The sequence below is a fragment of the Streptomyces sp. NPDC007095 genome, from assembly GCF_040634475.1.
Taxonomy (GTDB): Bacteria; Actinomycetota; Actinomycetes; order Streptomycetales; family Streptomycetaceae; genus Streptomyces.
Genome location: NZ_JBEYFS010000024.1, coordinates 51525 through 71443, shown reverse-complemented (window position 1 = coordinate 71443; position 19919 = coordinate 51525). Strand labels below are relative to the sequence as shown.

Below are 19919 nucleotides of genomic sequence, written 5' to 3'. Positions count from 1 at the left end.
GACGCCTGACGGCTGACGCCTGACGCCTGACGCCTGACGGCTGACGCCTGACGGCTGACGCCTGACGCCTGACGCCTGACTCCTGGCCGCCCGCCCCCGGCTCGCTGAGCGCGAACGCGGCCACCGCGCTGCCGTCCGCGACCCGGGGCAGCCAGCGCTCGCGCTGCGCCCGGGTGCCGTACGCCTGCACCGGATGCGCACCGAGGCCCTGCAGGGCGAGCGCCGTCTCGGCCTCGGTGCAGCCGTGCGCCAAAGACTCCCGCATCAGGCACAGATCGAGCGCACCCGAGGTGAACAGCCGGTCGATCAGCCCGAGCCGGCCCAACTCTGCGACGAGGGCTCGGTTGACGTGACCCGGCTCACCCTTCTCCGCCAGCGGACGCAACCGTTCCCCGGCCAGCGCGCGCAGCTCGGCGCACCAGGCGGTCTGTGCCGGATCGAGCGAGAATGCGGTCATTGCCGGTTCCCTCTCCGCCGTCGGACTGCGGACCCAAGGTTATCGCGAGACGTTGACTGTCGTCACCAACACGATACGCTCCTTGTGCGAGCCGAGAGCACTGAGAGCTGAGCACTGAGAGCCACGAGCTGCGAGCTGAGCGCTGCGAGCCCACCACGACAAGGGGGCGAACCTCCATGGACGGCGACACCCTGGAGCCGACGACCTCGGCCCACGTCGACACCTTCGCCCGCGACCACCTCCCGCCCCCCGAGCAGTGGCCCGAACTCCCCTTCGACCTGCCCGAGCTGCACTACCCCGAACGGCTGAACTGCGCCGCCGAACTCCTCGGCGACAAGCCATCGCAGCGCCCCGCCTTCCGCACGCCGTCCGGCGACCTGTGGACGTACGGGCACCTCCTCGCCCGGGTGGACCGGATCGCCCACGTCCTGACCACCGAACTGGGCGTCGTGCCCGGCAACCGGGTGCTGCTGCGCGGGCCCACCACACCCTGGCTCGCCGCATGCTGGCTGGCGGTCCTGAAGGCGGGCGCGGTCGCCGTCACGGTGCTCGCCCAGCAGCGCCCGCACGAGCTGACCACCATGTGCGCAATCGCCCACGTCACACACGCGCTGTGCGACGTACGGTCCGTCGACGACCTGGCGAAGGCGGAGATCCCGGGGCTGCGGATCACGACGTACGGCGGAGACGCGCCCGACGACCTGCTGCTGCGCATCACGGGCGCCCCGGACGAGCCGTTCACCGCGGTCGACACGGCCGCCGACGACGTCGCGCTGATCGCGTTCACCTCCGGCACCACCGGCCGCCCCAAGGGCTGTGTGCACTTCCACCGCGATGTGCTGGCCATAGCGGACACCTTCTCGAAGCATGTGCTGCGGCCGCGCGAGGACGACGTCTTCACCGGCAGTCCCCCGCTGGGCTTCACGTTCGGGCTCGGCGGTCTCGTCGTCTTCCCGATGCGCGCCGGCGCCTGCTCCCTGCTGCTCGAACAGGCGGGCCCCAAGCAGCTGTTGCCCGCGATCACCGAGCACCGCGTCTCGGTGCTGTTCACCGCGCCGACCGCCTACCGGGCGATGCTGGCGGACCTGGACGAGCACGACACGACCTCGCTGCGGCGCTGTGTGTCCGCGGGCGAGAACCTGCCCGCCGCGACCTGGCGGGACTGGCACAGCCGCACCGGGCTGCGCATCATCAACGGCATCGGCGCCACCGAATTGCTGCACATCTTCATCTCCGCGGCCGACGAGCACATCCGCCCCGGGACGACGGGCGTCCCCGTACCGGGGTGGCAGGCGCGGGTGGTCGACGCCGAGGGGGCGCCGGTGCCGGACGGCGAGCCCGGACTGCTCGCGGTGCGCGGCCCGGTCGGCTGCCGCTATCTCGCCGACCCCCGGCAGCGGGAGTACGTGCGCGGCGGCTGGAACATCACCGGCGACACCTATGTGCGCGACCCCGACGGCTACTTCCGCTATGTCGCCCGCGCCGACGACATGATCGTCTCGGCGGGGTACAACATCGCCGGGCCCGAGGTCGAGGACGCCCTGCTGCGCCATCCGGACGTGGTCGAGACGGCCGTCGTGGGGCGGTCGGACGAGGCACGCGGGCAGGTCGTGGTGGCGTACACGGTCCTCAGGGAGGGGGCGCGCAAGGACGCCGAGGTGCTGCGCGCCTTCCTCAAGTCCGAGCTGGCGCCGTACAAATGCCCCCGCGAGTTCGTCTTCCTGGACTCCCTGCCGCGCACGGCGACGGGAAAGCTGCAACGCTTCCGGCTGCGTACGGACGCTCCGTCGGCGAGCGGGGAGACCCCGTCGTCGCCCGCGCCGGAGGGTGAGTTGTCCACCGGCGGCGGTCCCAAGTGATCTTCGCGCACTAGAGTGATCAACGTGTCAGAGCAGCACGCCCCCCGATCCCTCATCGTCACGTTCTACGGCGCGTACGGCCGTTTCATGCCCGGCCCCGTACCGGTGGCCGAGTTGATCCGGCTCCTCGCCGCGGTCGGCGTCGACGCGCCCTCCGTACGCTCGTCGGTGTCCCGGCTCAAGCGCCGCGGACTGCTCGAACCGGCCCGTACGGCGGCGGGCGGCGCGGGGTACGCGCTGTCGCCGGACGCATGCCAACTGCTGCGGGACGGCGACCGGCGGGTGTACGCGACGGCGCCCCCCGAGGACGAGGGCTGGGTGCTCGCCGTCTTCTCCGTGCCGGAGTCCGAGCGGCAGAAGCGGCACGTACTGCGCTCACGCCTCGCCGGTCTCGGCTTCGGGACAGCGGCCCCCGGCGTCTGGCTCGCCCCCGCGCGACTCTACGAGGAGACCCGGCACACTCTGGCGCGGCTGCGGCTCGACCCTTACGTGGAGCTGTTCCGCGGGGAGCACCTGGGCTTCGCGGCGACGGCGGACGCGGTCGCGCGCTGGTGGGACCTGGCGGCGATCGCCAAGCAGCACGAGGCCTTCCTCGACCAGCACGCGGCCGTGCTGCACGACTGGCGGCGGCGCGCGGACACCCCGCCCGAGGAGGCGTACCGCGACTATCTGCTCGCCCTGGACACCTGGCGCCACCTCCCGTACGCCGACCCGGGGCTGCCCGCCGCGCTGCTGCCCGAGGACTGGCCGGGCGCCCGCTCGGCCGCCGTGTTCCGAGCGCTGCACGAGCGGCTGCGGGACACGGGGGCGAGCTTCACCGAACCCACTGACGTGTGACCTCGGTTACATCATGAGGCGCTAAGGGAACCCTCAGCCTCTTCCGTCCCTCTTCGTATGTTTCTTACCTAGCGTCGGGAGCCGCAGGCCAGGACAGGAAGAGGACCGCACGTATGACCACCACGGCAAGGGCTCAGGGAGTCACTGTCTGGCTCACGGGCCTGCCGAGCGCGGGCAAGACGACCATCGCCCGGATACTCGGTACCCGCCTGAAGGCGGAGGGGCACCGGGTGGAGGTCCTCGACGGCGACGAGATCCGCCGGTTCCTCTCCGCGGGTCTCGGCTTCTCGCGCGAGGACCGCAACACCAACGTGCAGCGCATCGGCCTGGTCGCCGAGGTGCTCGCGCGCAACGGCGTCCTCGCCGTGGTGCCCGTCATCGCCCCGTACGCCGACAGCCGCGACGCCGTCCGGGAGCGGCACGAGGCGAGCGGGACGCCGTACATCGAGGTGCATGTCGCCACCCCTGTCGAGGTGTGCAGCGAGCGCGATGTGAGGGGGCTGTACGCCCGGCAGGCCGCGGGCCGGCTGACCGGGCTCACCGGCGTCGACGACCCCTACGAGCCGCCGCTCGACCCGGCGCTCACGCTGGAGACGCATCTGCTGACCCCGGAGGAGTCCGCGGACTCGGTGCACGCGGTGCTCGCGGCGAGGGGGCTCGTGTGACCTCCGCGACCGTCGAACAGACTACGCGGGCCGGTTGGTGTCCGGGACGCTGCGGGTCGGGGACCGGGTCACCGTCCACCCCTCCGGTGAGACCTCCGAGATCGTCGGCATCGACGTACTCGGCAGGGACGCCGGCCTCGCGTACGCGCCGCAGTCGCTGACCCTGCTCCTGGCCGGCCGGCGCGATGTCTCACGCGGCGACACGATCACCGCCGGACCGGACGCGCCCGCGCTCACACAGGACGTCAGGGCGGCCGTCTGCCACCTGGCCGACCGGGCGCTCAAGGTCGGCGACCGGGGGCCGGTCAAGCACACGACGCGGACCATGAAGGCGATCGTCAAGGACCTCGGCGGGGCGGGCGAGTTGACCGCGAACGACCTCGGCCGGATCACCCTGCGCACCGCCGGGCCGCTCGCGCTCGACGACTAGGCGGACGTACGCCGCACCGGCGCGTTCCTCCTCGTCGACCCGGCGGACGGCTCGACACCGACGGCGGGCATGGCCGACCTCTCCGCCCAGGACGCCCGGGACCGCCCTTCGGCCGCCCTCAAGTCCCCAGTGAAAGCCGGGGCTTGGGGGCGTCGGTACGTCCGGTCTGCGGGCGGCGGCTGCCCGCGCGGTAGGGCTTGGGCCAGGTGACGCCCGGACCCTCGTACCCCTGCTCGGCCGCCGCGTGCAGCGTCCAGTGCGGGTCGTAGAGATGCGGCCGGGCGAGTGCGCAAAGGTCCGTACGCCCGGCCAGGATCAGGGAGTTGACGTCGTCCCAGGAGGAGATCGCGCCGACGGCGATCACGGGGAGGCCGGTCTCGTGGCGGATCCGGTCGGCGAACGGGGTCTGGTACGAGCGGCCGTACTCGGGCTGTTCGTCGGCGACCACCTGCCCGGTCGACACATCGACCGCGTCGGCGCCGTGCGCGGCGAAGGCCCGGGCGATCGCCACGCCCTCGTCCCCGGTGTTGCCGCCCTCGGCCCAGTCGGTGGCGGAGATGCGGACGGTCATGGGCTGCTCCTCCGGCCACACGGCCCGTACGGCGTCGAAGACCTCCAGCGGGAAGCGCAGTCTGCGTTCCAGCGAGCCGCCGTAGGCGTCGGTGCGCCGGTTGGTGAGCGGTGAGAGGAAGCCGGAGAGCAGGTAGCCGTGGGCGCAGTGCAGTTCGAGGAGGTCGAAGCCGCAGCGGGCGGCACGCCATGCGGCTGCGGCGAACTGCTCGCGGATGTCGGTGAGCTGGGCGCGGGACAGCTGCCGGGGGGTCTGGCTGCGCGGTCCGTACGGGATGGGGGAGGCGGCCACGAGCGGCCAGTTGCCCTCCTCCAGGGGCTCGTCGATGCCCTCCCACATCAGCTTCGTGGAACCCTTGCGGCCGGAGTGGCCGAGCTGGACGCCGATCGCGGTGCCGGGTGCCTGGGCGTGCACGAAGCGGATGATCCGCCGCCAGGACTCGGCCTGCCGGTGTGAGTAGAGGCCCGTGCAGCCGGGTGTGATGCGGCCCTCGGCGCTCACGCACACCATCTCGGTCATCACCAGGCCCGCGCCGCCGAGCGCCCGTGCGCCCAGGTGGACGAGGTGGAAGTCGCCGGGGACGCCGTCCACGGCCGCGTACATGTCCATCGGTGAGACCACGACCCGGTTGCGCAGGGTCAGACCGCGCAGCCGGAACGGGGTGAACATCGGCGGTGTGCCGGGCGGGCAGCCGAACTCGCGCTCGGCCGCCGCCGTGAAGTGCGCGTCGCGCAGCCTCAGGTTGTCGTGCGTGACACGGCGGCTGCGGGTGAGGAGGTTGAAGGCGAACTGGCGGGCGGGCTGGTGGAGATACAGCCCCAGGTTCTCGAACCACTCCAGGCTGGCCCGCGCGGCCCGCTGGGTGGACGCGACGACAGGACGCCGCTCCTCCTCGTACGCGGCGAGTGCCTCGTCGAGGGTGGGCCGCTCCTCCAGGCAGGCGGCCAGCGCGAGCGCGTCCTCGACGGCGAGCTTGGTGCCGGAGCCGATGGAGAAGTGGGCGGTGTGTGCGGCGTCGCCGAGGAGGACCAGATTGCCGTGGGACCAGCGGTCGTTGACCACCGTGCGGAAGGTGGTCCACATCGACTTGTTGGACCGCAGCTGCCGCCCGCCGAGCGCGTCGGTGAAGATCTTGCCGCAGGCCTCGACGGACTCCTGCTCGTCGAGGTCCGCGAAACCGGCCGCCCGCCACACCTCTTCGCGCATCTCGACGATGACGGTGGAGGCGCCGAATTGATTCTGTGGCCCGGAGGGCCTCGTTGAGGGGTGGTGGTCGGGCGACGGGCGGGAGTACGGGTAGCCGTGCAGCTGCATCACGCCGTGTTCGGTCTCGGCGATCTCGAAGCGGAAGGAGTCGAAGGCGAAGTCGGCGGCGAGCCAGATGTAACGGCACCGGTGCTCCTCGACCGACGGTCCGAACACCTGCGCGTATGCCGCCCGGGTCGGGCTGTGCACCCCGTCGGCGGCGACGACCAGGTCGTACGCCGTCATCAGCTCGGCGACCGGCGGGGCCTCGGCCCGGAAGCGCAGCTCGACGCCGAGCGAGCGGCAGCGCTCGTGCAAGATCTCCAGGAGTCGGCGCCGGCCGAGCGCCGCGAAGCCGTGGCCTCCGGAGGTGCTGCGCACGCCCCGGTGCACGATGTCGATGTCGTCCCAGCGCACGAACTCGTCCTGGAGCGCCGCGTACACGACCGGGTCGGCGTGCTCGATCCCGCCGAGCGTCTCGTCGGAGAGCACGACACCGAAGCCGAAGGTGTCGTCGGGGGCGTTGCGCTCCCAGACGGTGACCTCGCGGCCCGGGTCGAGGCGTTTGAGGAGCGCGGCGGCGTACAGCCCGCCGGGGCCGCCGCCGATGACGGCGACACGCACAGACGGGCACGTCCGCGTCGCCACGGCTATCGCCCCCGCCACTTCGGCGCGCGCTTCTGCGTGAACGCCGCATGGAACTCGGCGTAGTCCTCGCCGGTCATCAGAAGGGCCTGGGTCGAGGCGTCGAGCTCGACGGAGGCGGCGAGGGGCATGTCCAGTTCGGCGGTGAGCAGGGCCTTGGTCTGGGCGTACGCGAGGGCCGGGCCCTCGGCCAGGCGACGGGCCAGCCGCTGGGCGGCCTCGTCCGCGCTGCCCTCGTCGGCCAGCTCACTGATCAGGCCGATCCGCTCGGCCTCGGGCGCGCGCACCGGTTCGCCGAGCATCAGCAGCCGGGTCGCGTGGCCGAGCCCGACGACCCTGGGCAGCAGATAGGCGGCACCCATGTCGCCGCCGGACAGTCCGACGCGGGTGAAGAGGAAGGCGAACCGGGCGCTCGGATCGGCCACCCGGAAGTCGGCGGCCAGGGCGAGAACGGCTCCGGCGCCCGCCGCGACCCCGTGCACCGCCGCGATCACCGGGAACGGGCACTCCCGTACGGCCCGCACGACCTGCCCGGTCATCCGGTTGAAGTCGAGGAGCTGGGCGGTGTCCATGGACAGGGTCGCGCCGATGATCTCGTCGACATCGCCGCCGGAGCAGAAACCGCGCCCCTCCCCCGCCAGCACCAGCGCCCGCACCGACCGCTCACGGGAGAGCTCGGCGAGCAGATCACGCAGGTCGGCGTAGGCGCCGAAGGTGAGGGCGTTGAGTTTCTCGGGGCGGGCCAGGGTGACCGTGGCGACCCCGTCGGTGACCTCGCACTTCAGGTGCTGCCAGTCGCAGGTGCGGGCGGCGGAGCCGGTGAAGGGACTCATGACGGGCGGCCTCCTCGGACGGGGGCGGCGGTCCGCGCCCCAGGGCGCTGGACAGCGGTCGTCGTTACTCCACGAAGTTATCACCAGTCTGTGACTGTCGTCACGACCACGCAATAACCCGGTCGTGAAGTGACCGTTTCCCGTCACCGAGTCACGGGTTCTCGATAGCCCGGTAACGGCGGGAGCACCTCGCGGGAGACGGGGCGTTGAGCCGGGTACGGGGCCTCATGCCGAGCCGAACGTCCTGGGAGGGCGCCCACCGAATGTCCTGGAAAGCGCCCGCCTGAAGCCTCCGTCCGGCCGCGCCGTACCATTCCTCACATTGAAAGCAGGACAGCCTGCTCCATGAACGGACCCACCTTGCACGACACCCCCGCCCCAGCCTCCTGGCGCATCGCGCTGCCGCACACCTCCGCGGCCGTGCCGGTCGCCCGTGCCCTGGTCCGCACGGCGCTGGCCGAGCTGAAGCACGCGGCCGACAGCGACACCGCGGAACTGCTCACCGCGGAGCTGGTCGCCAACGCCGTGGAGCACACCTCGGGGGACGGTCCCATAGAGCTGGTCGTGGAACTGATGCCGACCGGCTGTCAGGTCGAGGTGCACGACACGGACCCGGCGCCGCCCGGCAACCTCACGGTCCCGGAGCCGCCCGGTGAGCCCGACCCCTGGCAGGAGCACGGGCGCGGCCTCCTCCTGATCCGCACCCTCAGCTCCTCCTGTGGTCACCGGCCCACCGGCTCCGGCAAGGCGGTCTGGTTCAGACTGCCTGTGGTGCCCGCTCAGCGGCGTCCGGCGTGACCCCGGCGCCGGGAACGGCCCCGGGAGCGGGCCCGGCCGCGGCCAGCCGGGAGCTGCGGCGCCCGTAGAGCACGTACACGAGGAAGCCGGCCGCCAGGAAGCACACGAACTGGATCCAGGTCGTCCAGCCCGTCTCGTACATCAGATACAGACAGAAGCCGATGCCGAGCAGCGGCACCGCGGGATAGAGCGGCACCCGGAACGTCCTGGCGAGACCGGGTTCCCGGCGCCGCAGCGCGATCACCGCGACATTGACGGCGGCCATGGTGGCGAGCGTGCCGATCGTCGTCAGGTTGACGACGGCGTCCAGCGGGGCGAAGGCCGCCGGGACGGCGAAGACGATCGCGACGATCAGGGTTCCCGCGACCGGTGTCGAGGTCCTCGGCGAGATCTTCTCGAAGACGCGCGGCACGAGCCCGTCGCGGGACATGGACATGAGGATGCGGGTCTGTCCGTACATCACCGCGAGCACGACCGAGGCGATGGCGACGACCGCTCCGAACGCGACGACCCCGGCGCCGGCCGTGGAGCCGGTGACCACGTTGACGACGTACGACAGCGCGGCGGGCCGCCCGGCGACCGCGTCGCCGCCGACGGCGCCGATCGCCGCGAGAGCCACCGCGCAGTACAGCAGGGTGACCAGACCGATGCAGACCAGAATGGCGATCGGGATGTTGCGGCGGGGGTCCTTGGCCTCCTCGCCGGCCGTGGTGATCGCGTCGAAGCCGATGTACGAGAAGAAGGCCGCCGTGGTGCCCGCGCCGATCCCGCCGAGCCCGGCCGGGGAGAACGGCGTGAGGTTGCCGTGCTTGAAGGCGCTGAACCCGATCGCGGAGAAGGCGACGAGCACGACGAGCTTCAGCACGGCCATGGCCGCGGTCGCCCGGGCACTCTCGCGCACCCCGCGGATCAGCAGGACCGAGGCCAGCGCGATCACGATGACCGCGGGAAGGTTGACGATCCCGCCGTCGGACGGGCCGGCCGAGAGCGCGGCGGGCAGCTGCACGCCCGTGAGGCTGCGCAGCAGTTCGTTGACGTACTGGCTCCAGCCGACCGCCACGGCCGACACGGAGACGCCGTACTCCAGGAGCAGACACCAGCCGACGAGGAAGGCCGTGCCCTCGCCCAGTCCCGCGTAGGCGAAGGAGTACGAGGATCCGGAGACCGGGATCGCGCCGCCGAGTTCGGCGAAGGAGAACGCGGTGAAGACGCAGGTGATCGCCGCGAGGATGAACGACACGACCACGGCGGGTCCGGCCTGCGCGACCGAGTCGGAGAGTCCGACGAAGATTCCGGTGCCGACAATCGCACCGACGCCGAAGCAGATGAGCTGGAAGAGGCCCATGGTCCGCTTGAGGCCATGGCCTTCGCGGTCGGCGCCTGATTCGGCCATCAGCAGCTGGGGGGACTTGATGCGTGGAGCGGACATACGGGTGGTGCTCATTTCCGGTGGTGCGGGGGCGACGGGGTCGGTCGCGCGGCGGTCGCGGAAGGGGTGGCTCCGGACCGCCGGTCAGGATAAGGCCTGCGGAGACCTCCGTCAGGCCAGGACCTCGGGGATTCCTGGTCGGCCCAGGGTGGCGACCATGATCGCCTTGATGGTGTGCAGGCGGTTCTCGGCCTCGTCGAAGACGACCGAGTGCGCCGACTCGAACACCTCGTCGGTGACCTCCAGCGAGTCGAGGCCGTGGGTCTCGTGGATCTCGCGGCCGACCTTGGTGCCCAGGTCGTGGAAGGCCGGCAGGCAGTGCAGGAACTTCACGTCCGGGTTGCCGGTGGCGCGCAGCACGTCCATGGTCACGGCGTACGGGGACAGCGCGGCGATGCGCTCGTCCCACACCTCCTTGGGCTCGCCCATCGAGACCCAGACGTCGGTGGCGACGAAGTCGGCGCCGTGGACGCCCTCGCCGAGGTGCTCGGTGAGGGTGATGCGTCCGCCGTTGCTCTCGGCGAGCTTGCGGGCCCGGGCGACGATCTCGTCGGATGGCCAGTAGGCCCCCGGGGCGACGATCCGGACGTCCATGCCGAGGAGCGCGCCGGTGACCAGATAGGAGTTGCCCATGTTGAAACGGGCGTCACCCAGGTAGGCGAAGGCGATCTCACCGAGCGGCTTGTCGCAGTGCTCGGTCATGGTGAGCACGTCGGCGAGCATCTGGGTGGGGTGCCAGTCGTCGGTCAGACCGTTGTAGACGGGCACCGAGGCGTACGCGGCCAGCTCCTCGACGGAGGCCTGGCTGTCACCCCGGTACTCGATCGCGTCGAACATCCGGCCGAGCACACGCGCGGTGTCCTTCACGGACTCCTTGTGGCCTATCTGCGAACCGGAGGGGTCCAGGTACGTCGTCGAGGCGCCCTGGTCCGCGGCGGCGACCTCGAACGCGCAGCGTGTACGGGTCGAGGTCTTCTCGAAGATCAGCGCGATGTTCCTGCCCCGCAGGTACTGCGTCTCGGCCCCGGCCTTCTTGGCCGCCTTGAGCTCGTCGGCCAGCTCGATCAGACCGCGGAACTCCTCCTCGGTGAAGTCCAGCTCCTTGAGGAAGTGGCGTCCGGCGAGGGCGGTCGGGACTGTCGCCATGGGGGCGCTCCAGAGGTACGGGGACGGCGCGAACAAGGGAACGAATGGAAGTCTATACGATCGCTTACATTTCTATACGGTACTTCCCGGGTGACCTCGCGACCAGCACCCCTCCAGGGGCGCGGGACCACCCCATCGTGCGGCTCCGCCGCGTGGGCGCGCCCAGCCGCGCACAACCCGCACCCCGCGCATCAAGCCCCCACCCCATCCCTCTCCACCGGACAGCTCATGCACCGAGGCCCCCCCCGCCCCCGCCCCAGCTCACTCCCCGGAATCTCGATCACCTCAATACCCTGCTTCCGCAGATGCGTATTGGTGGTCACGTTCCGCTCATAAGCGACGACGACCCCAGGCTCCACCGCGAGGACATTGCACCCGTCGTCCCACTGCTCCCGCTCCGCCGCATGCACATCCTGCGTCGCGGTCAGCACCCGGATCTCGCTCAGCCCCAGCGCCGCCGCGATCGCCCGGTGCATGTGCTCCGGCGGATGGTCGGTGACCTTCAGCTCCTTGTCCCCCGAGCCCGGTTCGATGGTGTACGAGCGGAGCATGCCGAGCCCCGCGTACTGGGTGAAGGTGTCGCCGTCGACCATCGTCATCACGGTGTCGAGGTGCATGAGGGCCCGCCGCTTGGGCATGTCGAGCGCCACGATCGTACGGGCCGACCCGGCGGCGAAGAGCTTGTGCGCGAGCATCTCGACGGCCTGCGGTGTCGTGCGCTCACTCATGCCGATGAGCACCGCACCGTTGCCGATGACGAGCACGTCACCGCCCTCGATGGTGGACGGGTAGTCCGCCTGCCCCTCCGACCAGAGATTGAAGCCCTCCTCGCGGAAGAGCGGATGGTGCCGGTAGATCGCCTCGAAGTGCACGGTCTCCCGCTGCCGCGCGGGCCAGCGCATGGCGTTGATGGAGACCCCGTCGTAGATCCAGGCGGAAGTGTCCCGGGTGAAGAGGTGATTGGGGAGCGGGCCGAGGAGGAAGTCGTCGAGGTCCATGACATGGAAGCGCACGGAGGTCGGCTCCAGGTGCGCGTCCAGGAACTCCCGCTTGGTCATCCCGCCGACCAGCGCGGCCGCCAGTTCCGGGGCGGGCAGGGTCTCGAAGGCCGCCCGGAGGTGGTCGGTGGCGAGCGGCCCGTACTCCTTCTCGTCGAAAACCCGGTCCAGGACGAGCGATCTGGCCGCCGGGATCTCCAGGGCCTCGGTGAGCAGGTCACCGAAGAGATGGACGGTGACCCCGCGGTCGCGCAACACGTCCGCGAACCCGTCGTGCTCCGCCCGGGCCCGGCGCACCCACAGCACGTCATCGAAGAGCAGCGCGTCCTTGTTGCTGGGGGTGAGCCTCTTGAGCTCGAGGTCGGGTCTGTGCAGGATGACGCGGCGCAGCCGCCCGGCCTCGGAGTCGACGTGGAATCCCATGCCTCCATCCTGACCATCCGGACGCCTGTTCACCCGTGGATCGACGGGAGACGGGCGAGTTGATTTCGTCCCCTTGACGATAAGGGTGCCCCTTCGTTATCGTCACTGCGACGACAAAAGCGCATCACAGCGGGTCGCCGGGATCGCCCGGCGACGAGGGGGTACCCATGGCCGACATCACCCGGCGTCTCGGCTGGCGCCATCTGCGCGGGGCGCCGACCGCCCATGTCCGGCACCACCGGTCGGGCCGGCTGGTGCACGACGGCCCCGGACTCAGCTTCTGGTACCGCTCCCTGACCGCCACGCTCTCCGAAGTCCCCGTTGACGACCGCGAGTTGGCGATGACCTTCCACGCCCGTACGTCCGACTTCCAGGACGTCGCGGTGCAGGCGACCGTCACCTACCGGATCGTCGATCCCGGGGTCGCGGCCGCACGGCTCGACTTCTCCGTCGACCCCGACACCGGCTCCTGGCGCGGCGCGCCCCTCGAACAGCTGAGCTCGCTGCTGACCGAGACGGCCCAGCAGCACGCGCTGGACGTACTGGCCCGTACGTCGCTGGCGGCGGCCCTGGTGGACGGCGTCGCGTCGGTACGGGAGCGGATCACGGGCGGGCTCGCCGCCGAACCCCGGCTGCCCGCCACGGGGATCGAGGTGGTGGCCGTACGGGTCGTCGCGTTGCGCCCGGAACCCGAGGTGGAGCGGGCGCTGCGCACTCCCGCCCGCGAGCAGATCCAGCAGGAGGCGGACAAGGCGACGTACGAACGCCGGGCCGTCGCCGTCGAGCGGGAGCGGGCGATCGCCGAGAACGAGCTCGCCAGTCAGATCGAACTCGCCCGGCGCGAGGAGCAGTTGGTCGACCAGCGCGGCACCAACGCGCGGCGCGAGGCGGAGGAGCACGCGGCGGCGGACGCCGTGCGGGCCGGGGCGGAGGCGGCGCGGACCGTGCGGCTCGCGGAGGCGGAGGGCATCCGGACGGTACAGCTCGCCAAGGCCGAGGCCACGGCCGCGCGCGAGGTCGGCGAGGCGCGGGCCGCGGCGCAGGCCGCCTGGCTGAGGGTCCACGGGGACGTGGACGTCGCCACGCTGCACGCCCTGACGGGCACGCGGCTCGCCGAGAACCTGCCGCGTATCGACAGTGTCACGGTGTCGCCGGACGTCCTGACGGGCCTGCTCGCGCGGTTGGGCAACGGGGCCGCCGGGGGGCCGGAGCTGTGAGTCTCGCGCCCCGGGTCGTCCTCGTCCATCGCACCACGGAGTACGAGGAACTGGTGGCCCGGCACGGGACGCACGGGCAGGCGGCGTTCTTCCTCTCCTCCAGGGGGCGGGACGTCGAGGAGGTGGCCCAGCGGCACCGCAGAGCGCGGGAGGCGCTGGCGGAGGTGGTGTCGGCGGTGCCGCTGACCTGGCGTCAGGCGCGCGTCGAGCGGGGCGACCTGGACCGCTTCCTCTTCGCTCCAAAGGACGTGGTGGTCGTGGTCGGGCAGGACGGGTTGGTGGCAAACGTGGCCAAGTACCTGACCGGTCAGCCGGTGGTGGGGATCGACACCGACCCCGGACGAAACCCGGGGGTGCTCGTGCGGCACCGGCCGCGCGACGCGGGCGCGCTGCTCGCCTCGGCGCGCGGCGGCCGGGCCGACGAGCTGACCATGGTCGAGGCGGTCGCGGACGACACGCAGCGGCTCCTCGCACTCAACGAGATCTATCTCGGAACAGCGAGCCATCAGACGGCCCGCTATCGGCTGGGGCTCGACGAGTACGAGGGTGCCGTCGAGCCCCAGGCCTCCTCCGGGGTCCTGATCGGCACCGGGACCGGCGCCAGCGGCTGGCTCCGTTCGGTCTGGCAGGAGCGGGGCGGTGAGCTGCCGCTGCCCGGGCCCGCGGAGGAACGCCTGCTCTGGTTCGTCCGCGAGGCCTGGCCGTCGCCGGCCACCGGCACGTCCCTCGTCTCCGGCACCCTCACCGCCTCCGCCCGCCTCTCCCTCACCGTCGAGTCCGACCGCCTCATCGCGTTCGGGGACGGCATGGAGGGCGATGCGGTGGAATTGGTGTGGGGGCAGACGGTACGGGTGGGGGTGGCGGGGGTGAGGTTGCGTCTGGTGGGCTGAATCCTTCAGGGGCGCGGGGAACTGCGCGACCAGCCCCCACCCATCCGCAGCCGAAGAAGGCACCCGGGGGTGCGGGGGCGAAGCCCCCGGGTTCGGGATGGGACGGGTAGGGGCGGCGGGGGCGAAGAACGCTACAGACGTGGGTCCACCGGTTCGGACTCCAGCGCCAGCACCCCGAACACCGCCTCATGCACCCGCCACAAGGGCTCCCCCTCCGCCAGCCGGTCCAACGCCTCCAACCCGAGCGCGTACTCCCGAAGCGCAAGCGACCGCTTGTGGTTCAGGAACCGCCCCCGCAGCCGGGCGAGGTTCTCAGGACGCGTGTACTCCGGACCGTAGATGATCCGCAGATACTCGCGGCCCCGGCACTTGATGCCGGGCTGGACAAGACGTCCCTGCCCGCCCCGCACCACCGCACCGACCGGCTTGACGACCATGCCCTCACCCCCACGCCCGGTCATCTCCAGCCACCAGTCCACCCCGCCCCGTACGGACTCCGTGTCCCCGGTGTCCACGAACAACCGCCGAGTCGTCTGCAGCAGCCCGCTCCCGTCGTGCTCGACCAGCCGGTCGATGAGCGAGAGCTGCTCGTCGTGCGGCACCGCTGCGAGACTGCGGCCCTGGACGGCAAGGATCTGGAAGGGAGCCAGCCGCACCCCCTCCAGCCCGTCCGTCGGCCAGCAGTAGCGCCGGTACGCCTCGGTGAACGCGGCCGCGTCGGCGGCCCGCTCCCGCTGCCTGCCGAGCAGCTCCCGGACGTCGACCCCACGCTCCGCGGCCCCTTCGAGCGCGGCCAGCGCCCCCGGGAACGCGGCCCCGGCCGCGGCACCGACCGCCGCGTACTGGCTGCGCAGCAACCCGGACGCCTTGAGCGACCACGGCATCAACTCGGCGTCGAGCAGCAGCCAGTCCGTGCCCAGTTCCTCCCACAGACCGGCCGCCGTCACGGCTTCCCGCAGTCGCCCGAGGATCTCCTCGGTGACGGCGGAGTCGTCGAAGAAGGGCCGGCCGGTACGGGTGTACAGCGCCCCCGTGGGCCCCTCCGCGACGCCGAACCGCTCCCGCGCCACCCCCGCGTCCCGGCAGACCAGCGCCACCGCCCGCGACCCCATGTGCTTCTCCTCGCACACGACGCGGGCGACGCCGTCCTCCTTGTACTGGGCGAAGGCCTCGGTGGGGTGTTCGAGGTAGCCCTCCACCTGGGAGGTAGCCGTGGGCGCCATCGTCGGAGGGAGGTAGGGCAGCAGGCGCGGGTCGACCGCGAACCGGCTCATGACCTCGAGGGCCGCCGCCGCGTTCTCCTCGCGCACCGCCACCCGCCCGGCGTACCGCGTCTCGACGGCCCGCCGTCCGTGCACGTCGGCGAGGTCCAGCGGACGGCCCTCGTGGCCGCCGGGCGCCTCGGAGACCAGCGGCTTCGCCGGCTCGTACCAGACCCGTTCGGCCGGCACGTCGACGAGCTCGCGCTCCGGCCAGCGCAGCGCGGTGAGCTTGCCGCCGAACACCGCACCGGTGTCGAGGCAGATGGTGTTGTTCAGCCAGGTGGCCGTGGGGACCGGGGTGTGACCGTAGACGACGGCTGCCCGGCCCCGGTAGTCCTCCGCCCAGGGGTAGCGCACCGGCAGGCCGAACTCGTCCGTCTCCCCGGTCGTGTCGCCGTACAGCGCGTGCGAGCGCACCCGGCCCGACGTACGGCCGTGGTACTTCTCGGGCAGTCCGGCGTGGCAGACGACCAGCCGTCCGCCGTCCAGGACGTAGTGACTGACCAGCCCGTCGACGAACTCCCGCACCCGCGCGCTGAATTCCTCGCTCTCGCCGTCCAGCTGCTCGATGGTCTCGGCCAGCCCGTGGGAGTGCTGGACCTTGCGGCCCTTGAGGTAACGGCCGAGCTTGTTCTCGTGGTTGCCCGGCACGCACAGCGCGTCGCCTGCCGCGACCATGGACATCACGCGGCGCAGAACTCCGGGGGTGTCCGGGCCGCGGTCGACGAGGTCGCCGACGAAGACGGCCGTACGGCCCTCCGGGTGCGCGCCGTCGGCGTAACCGAGCTTGCCGAGCAGGGTCTCCAGTTCCGAGGCGCAGCCGTGGATGTCACCGATGATGTCGAAGGGGCCGGTGAGGTGGGTCAGGTCGTTGAACCGCTTCTCCGTCCGCACCTCGGCGCTCTCGATCTCCGCCACACCCCGCAGGACGTGCACCTTGCGGAATCCCTCGCGCTCCAAGTGCCGCAGGGACCGGCGGAGTTCGCGGATGTGGCGCTGGATGACACGGCGCGGCATGTCGGCACGGTCGGTGCGGGAGGCGTTGCGTTCGGCGCACACCTCCTCCGGCACGTCGAGCACGATCGCGATGGGCAGCACGTCGTGCTTCTTGGCGAGTTCGATCAGCTGGCGGCGGCTCTCCTGCTGGACGTTCGTGGCGTCCACGACGGTGCGCCGGCCCGCCGCGAGCCGCTTGCCCGCGATGTAGTGGAGGACGTCGAAGGCGTCGCCGCTGGCGCTCTGGTCGTTCTCGTCGTCGGCGACCAGGCCGCGGCAGAAGTCGCTGGAGATGACCTCGGTCGGTTTGAAGTGCCGGTGGGCGAAGGTGGACTTGCCGGAGCCGGACGCGCCGATCAGGACGACGAGGGAGAGGTCGGTGACGGGCAGGGTGCGCCCCTGGGTGGTGTCGTTGCCGGTCATGCGGCCTTCTCCTCCTTCGTGGTGGTCGGGGTGGCGGTGGCGAGGGTGAAGACGGCCATCTGGGTCGGCGGACCGACCTCCGGGTCGTCGGGGCCGACGGGCGTGAACTCCACCTCGTATCCGTGCCGCGCGGCCACCTGGTGGGCCCAGGTCCGGAACTCCTCCCGGGTCCACTCGAACCGGTGGTCGCCATGGCGGGAGTGTCCGGCCGGGAGGGTCTCCCAGCGGACGTTGTACTCGACGTTCGGCGTCGTCACCAGGACCGTACGCGGCCGGGCAGAGCCGAAGACGGCGTACTCCAGGGCGGGCAGCCGGGGCAGGTCGAGGTGCTCGACGACCTCGCTGAGCACGGCGGCGTCGTACCCCTTGAGACGCTTGTCGGTGTACGCGAGTGAGCCCTGCATGAGCCGCACTCGGGCGGCCTGCCGCTCGCCCATCCGGTCCAGCTTGAGCCGCCGCGAGGCGATGGTGAGCGCGCGCATCGACACATCGACACCGACGATCTCGGTGAACCGCACGTCCTTGAGCAGCGCCTGCACCAACTGACCCTGACCGCAGCCGAGGTCGAGCACGCGGGCCGCGCCGGACGTGTGCAGCGCGGCGAGGATCGCGTCCCGGCGCTGCACGGCGAGCGGGATCGGCTTCTCCTCCGTGTCCGCCCCTTCGTCGACCGCGTTGTCGATCTCCTCGACCTCGGCGTCGTCGGCCTCGGCGAGCCGTACGAGCTCCAGCCGCTCCATCGCCTCCCGCGTCAGCGACCAGCGGCGCGAGAGGTACCGGCCGGCGATCAGCTTCTGCTCGGGGTGGTCCGGCAGCCAGCCCTCGCCCGCCCGCAGCAGCTTGTCGACCTCGTCGGACGACACCCAGTAGTGCTTGGCGTCGTCGAGCACCGGAAGCAGCACGTAGAGGTGGCGCAGGGCTTCGGCGAGCGTCAGGCCCGATGCCTCCAGTTCCAGGCGTACATAGCGGGAGTCGCCCCACTCGGGGAACTTCGCGTCCAGCGCCACGGCCCCGACCGCCACCGTCCACCCGAGCGGCTCGAACAGCTTGCGTACGAGGTCGGCGCCGCCCCTGGCGGGAAGCGCGGGTACCTCGATCCGGAGTGGCAGCGGCCGGGCGGGCAGGTCCGGCTTCGCGGCGCACTGGCCCTTCATCGCGCTGGAGAAGACCGCGCTCAGCGCCACGGCGAGCAGGGACGAGGCGGCGTACGGGCGGTCGTTGACGTACTGCGCGAGCGCGGCGTCGGGTGCGCCGCCGCGGCCCTTGCCCTTGCCGCGCCGGACCAGCGCCACCGCGTCGACCTCCAGCAACAGCGCGGCCGTGCACCGCTCGGCGGACGCCTCGGGGTAGAGGACGTGCGCCGTGCCGTAGGAGGTCGAGAACACCTGCGCCTTGTCGGGATGCTTGTGCAGCAGGAAGCCGAGGTCGGTGGCGGGGCGCTCTGGGGTACCGGTGGTACTGATCGTCAGGAACACTGGAATCTGCCTCGAAACGTCTTCTGAGCTGTGAATACCTCACATGCGCCGAGCGCCGGTGAACCACAGCGGGGGGAGAGCGCGCCGGGGGATCACTGCTCCCGGCCTGTCGTCGGCGCGCCCGCCCCAACGTATAGCGAACGCCCCTGGGGGACCCGAGAATTTTCCCGCCGAGCTCCGTGGCAGCGGTTCCGGCTGGGTCGGCTGATGTGACCGGTGCATGATGGATGCATGGATCTTCGAGTCTTCACAGAACCGCAGCAGGGAGCGACCTACGAGACGCTGCTCCGCGTCGCCAAGGCCGCCGAAGACCTCAACTACGGAGCCTTCTTCCGTTCTGACCATTACCTGCACATGGGATCCGTCGACGGGCTCCCCGGGCCCACCGACGCCTGGATCACGCTGGCCGGCCTCGCCCGCGAGACGAACCGGATCCGCCTCGGCACGCTCATGACGGCCGGTACCTTCCGCCTCCCCGGCGTCCTCGCCATCCAGGTCGCGCAGGTCGACCAGATGTCGGGCGGGCGGGTGGAACTCGGTCTGGGCTCCGGCTGGTACGAGGCCGAGCACGAGGCGTACGGGATTCCGTTCCCCAAGGAGAAGTTCGGGCGGCTGGAGGAACAACTCGCCGTCATCACGGGCCTGTGGGAGACGCCCGTGGGTGAACGGTTCACCTATGAGGGGAAGTACTACCAGCTCAAGGACTCCCCCGCGCTTCCCAAGCCCGCGCAGCCCAAGGTGCCGGTCCTGATCGGCGGGCACGGTGCCAAGCGGACGCCCGAGCTGACGGCGCGGTACGCCGACGAGTTCAACATTCCTTTCGCCTCCCTCGGGGACACGGAGCAGCAGTTCCAGCGGGTGCGGGCGGCGGCCGAGCGGGCCGGGCGCAAGGGGGACGACCTTGTGTACTCGAACGCGCTCGTCGCCTGTGTCGGCAGGAACGACGCCGAGGTGAAGCGGCGTGCGGACGCCATCGGTCGGGACGTCGACGAGCTCAAGGCGAACGGGCTCGCGGGCTCCCCGACGGAGGTCGTCGAGAGGATCGCCCAGTATCAGGCCGTCGGGTCGCAGCGCATGTACATGCAGATGCTGGACCTCGATGACCTGGACCACCTGGAGTTGATCGCCGCGGAGGTCATGCCGCAGCTCGGCTGAGGTCGCGTTCCTCTGGCCCCGGCGGGCGAAATCCGTCGCCCCCTTGTGCGGCGCGGGTTCGTGGCAGTGACGCGGGTAGGTGGTGATCGTCGGGCTCGGGCGGAGCCGGGCGCCCGGCTCATGGCGGCGCCCCACCTGGGGGCTCCGCCCCGTCAGGGGCGCGGG

Annotated in this window: 15 protein-coding genes and 1 pseudogene; 8 read left to right on the top strand and 8 right to left on the bottom strand. The window is 71.5% G+C overall.

Annotation, left to right across the window (positions count from 1 at the left end; all coding sequences use genetic code 11):
- The coding region (locus ABZ656_RS11425) for an acyl-CoA dehydrogenase family protein (RefSeq protein ID WP_360266768.1) at positions 1 to 457 on the bottom strand (457 nt) is incomplete at its 3' end.
- 176 nt (positions 458 to 633) lie between these two features.
- On the opposite strand from ABZ656_RS11425, the gene ABZ656_RS11420 reads away from it, so the two are divergent.
- The 4 genes and pseudogenes from ABZ656_RS11420 to ABZ656_RS11405 form a co-directional block, all read left to right on the top strand.
- Positions 634 to 2316: an AMP-binding protein gene (locus ABZ656_RS11420; RefSeq protein WP_101401235.1), complete on the top strand. Its 1683-nt coding sequence runs from the start codon at positions 634 to 636 to the stop codon at positions 2314 to 2316.
- A gap of 15 nt (positions 2317 to 2331) precedes the next feature.
- A complete protein-coding gene (locus ABZ656_RS11415; protein ID WP_101401234.1) occupies positions 2332 to 3153 on the top strand; it encodes a PaaX family transcriptional regulator C-terminal domain-containing protein in 822 nt (273 codons plus the stop codon).
- Between the two features lie 113 nt (positions 3154 to 3266).
- Positions 3267 to 3818, top strand: coding sequence for an adenylyl-sulfate kinase (gene cysC / locus ABZ656_RS11410; RefSeq protein ID WP_360266763.1), 552 nt, complete (start codon positions 3267 to 3269; stop codon positions 3816 to 3818).
- A gap of 22 nt (positions 3819 to 3840) precedes the next feature.
- Positions 3841 to 4458, top strand: a pseudogene (locus tag ABZ656_RS11405) (hypothetical protein); the annotation flags it as partial.
- Here the strand turns inward: ABZ656_RS11405 and ABZ656_RS11400 are convergent.
- Entirely contained in the window at positions 4367 to 6688 is a 2322-nt protein-coding gene (locus ABZ656_RS11400) for a bifunctional salicylyl-CoA 5-hydroxylase/oxidoreductase (protein WP_360266760.1), read from the bottom strand. The pseudogene ABZ656_RS11405 and the gene ABZ656_RS11400 sit on opposite strands and share 92 nt — an antisense overlap.
- Positions 6689 to 6714: 26 nt before the next feature.
- Positions 6715 to 7542: an enoyl-CoA hydratase family protein gene (locus tag ABZ656_RS11395; protein WP_101401231.1), complete on the bottom strand. Its 828-nt coding sequence runs from the start codon at positions 7540 to 7542 to the stop codon at positions 6715 to 6717.
- A 345-nt stretch (positions 7543 to 7887) separates the two neighbouring features.
- Here ABZ656_RS11395 and ABZ656_RS11390 point away from each other — a divergent pair, with 345 nt between their 5' ends.
- Entirely contained in the window at positions 7888 to 8340 is a 453-nt protein-coding gene (locus tag ABZ656_RS11390) for an ATP-binding protein (protein WP_168496570.1), read from the top strand.
- Here the strand turns inward: ABZ656_RS11390 and ABZ656_RS11385 are convergent.
- From ABZ656_RS11385 to ABZ656_RS11375, 3 genes are all read right to left on the bottom strand, one after another.
- Positions 8300 to 9769 carry an amino acid permease gene (locus tag ABZ656_RS11385; RefSeq protein ID WP_360266756.1) on the bottom strand — a complete coding sequence of 490 codons (1470 nt, stop codon included), beginning with the start codon at positions 9767 to 9769 and terminating at the stop codon, positions 8300 to 8302. The two genes, ABZ656_RS11390 and ABZ656_RS11385, sit on opposite strands and share 41 nt — an antisense overlap.
- A 111-nt stretch (positions 9770 to 9880) precedes the next feature.
- Entirely contained in the window at positions 9881 to 10915 is a 1035-nt protein-coding gene (gene argF, locus ABZ656_RS11380) for an ornithine carbamoyltransferase (protein WP_360266753.1), read from the bottom strand.
- A 191-nt stretch (positions 10916 to 11106) separates the two neighbouring features.
- Positions 11107 to 12336, bottom strand: a complete 1230-nt coding sequence (locus ABZ656_RS11375) for an arginine deiminase (RefSeq protein ID WP_360266750.1) — start codon at positions 12334 to 12336, stop codon at positions 11107 to 11109.
- Between the two features lie 167 nt (positions 12337 to 12503).
- Here ABZ656_RS11375 and ABZ656_RS11370 point away from each other — a divergent pair, with 167 nt between their 5' ends.
- Positions 12504 to 13553 carry an SPFH domain-containing protein gene (locus ABZ656_RS11370; RefSeq protein WP_101401226.1) on the top strand — a complete coding sequence of 350 codons (1050 nt, stop codon included), beginning with the start codon at positions 12504 to 12506 and terminating at the stop codon, positions 13551 to 13553.
- A complete protein-coding gene (locus tag ABZ656_RS11365; RefSeq protein WP_360266747.1) occupies positions 13550 to 14443 on the top strand; it encodes a hypothetical protein in 894 nt (297 codons plus the stop codon). Before ABZ656_RS11370 ends, ABZ656_RS11365 begins: the two co-directional genes overlap by 4 nt.
- 131 nt (positions 14444 to 14574) lie before the next feature.
- On the opposite strand, the gene ABZ656_RS11360 is transcribed toward ABZ656_RS11365, so the two are convergent.
- Together ABZ656_RS11360 and ABZ656_RS11355 are read right to left on the bottom strand one after the other, a co-directional pair.
- On the bottom strand, positions 14575 to 17124 hold the full coding sequence (locus tag ABZ656_RS11360) for a polynucleotide kinase-phosphatase (RefSeq protein ID WP_101401224.1): 2550 nt from the start codon (positions 17122 to 17124) through the stop codon (positions 14575 to 14577).
- Positions 17121 to 18599, bottom strand: a complete 1479-nt coding sequence (locus ABZ656_RS11355; protein ID WP_101401223.1) for a 3' terminal RNA ribose 2'-O-methyltransferase Hen1 — start codon at positions 18597 to 18599, stop codon at positions 17121 to 17123. The genes ABZ656_RS11360 and ABZ656_RS11355 overlap by 4 nt, the downstream gene beginning before the upstream one ends.
- A gap of 231 nt (positions 18600 to 18830) precedes the next feature.
- Between ABZ656_RS11355 and ABZ656_RS11350 the strand changes: the two genes are divergently transcribed.
- Positions 18831 to 19754 (top strand): LLM class F420-dependent oxidoreductase, encoded by a 924-nt coding sequence (locus tag ABZ656_RS11350; RefSeq protein WP_360266742.1) that lies wholly within the window; start codon positions 18831 to 18833, stop codon positions 19752 to 19754.
- Positions 19755 to 19919: the final 165 nt, after the last annotated feature.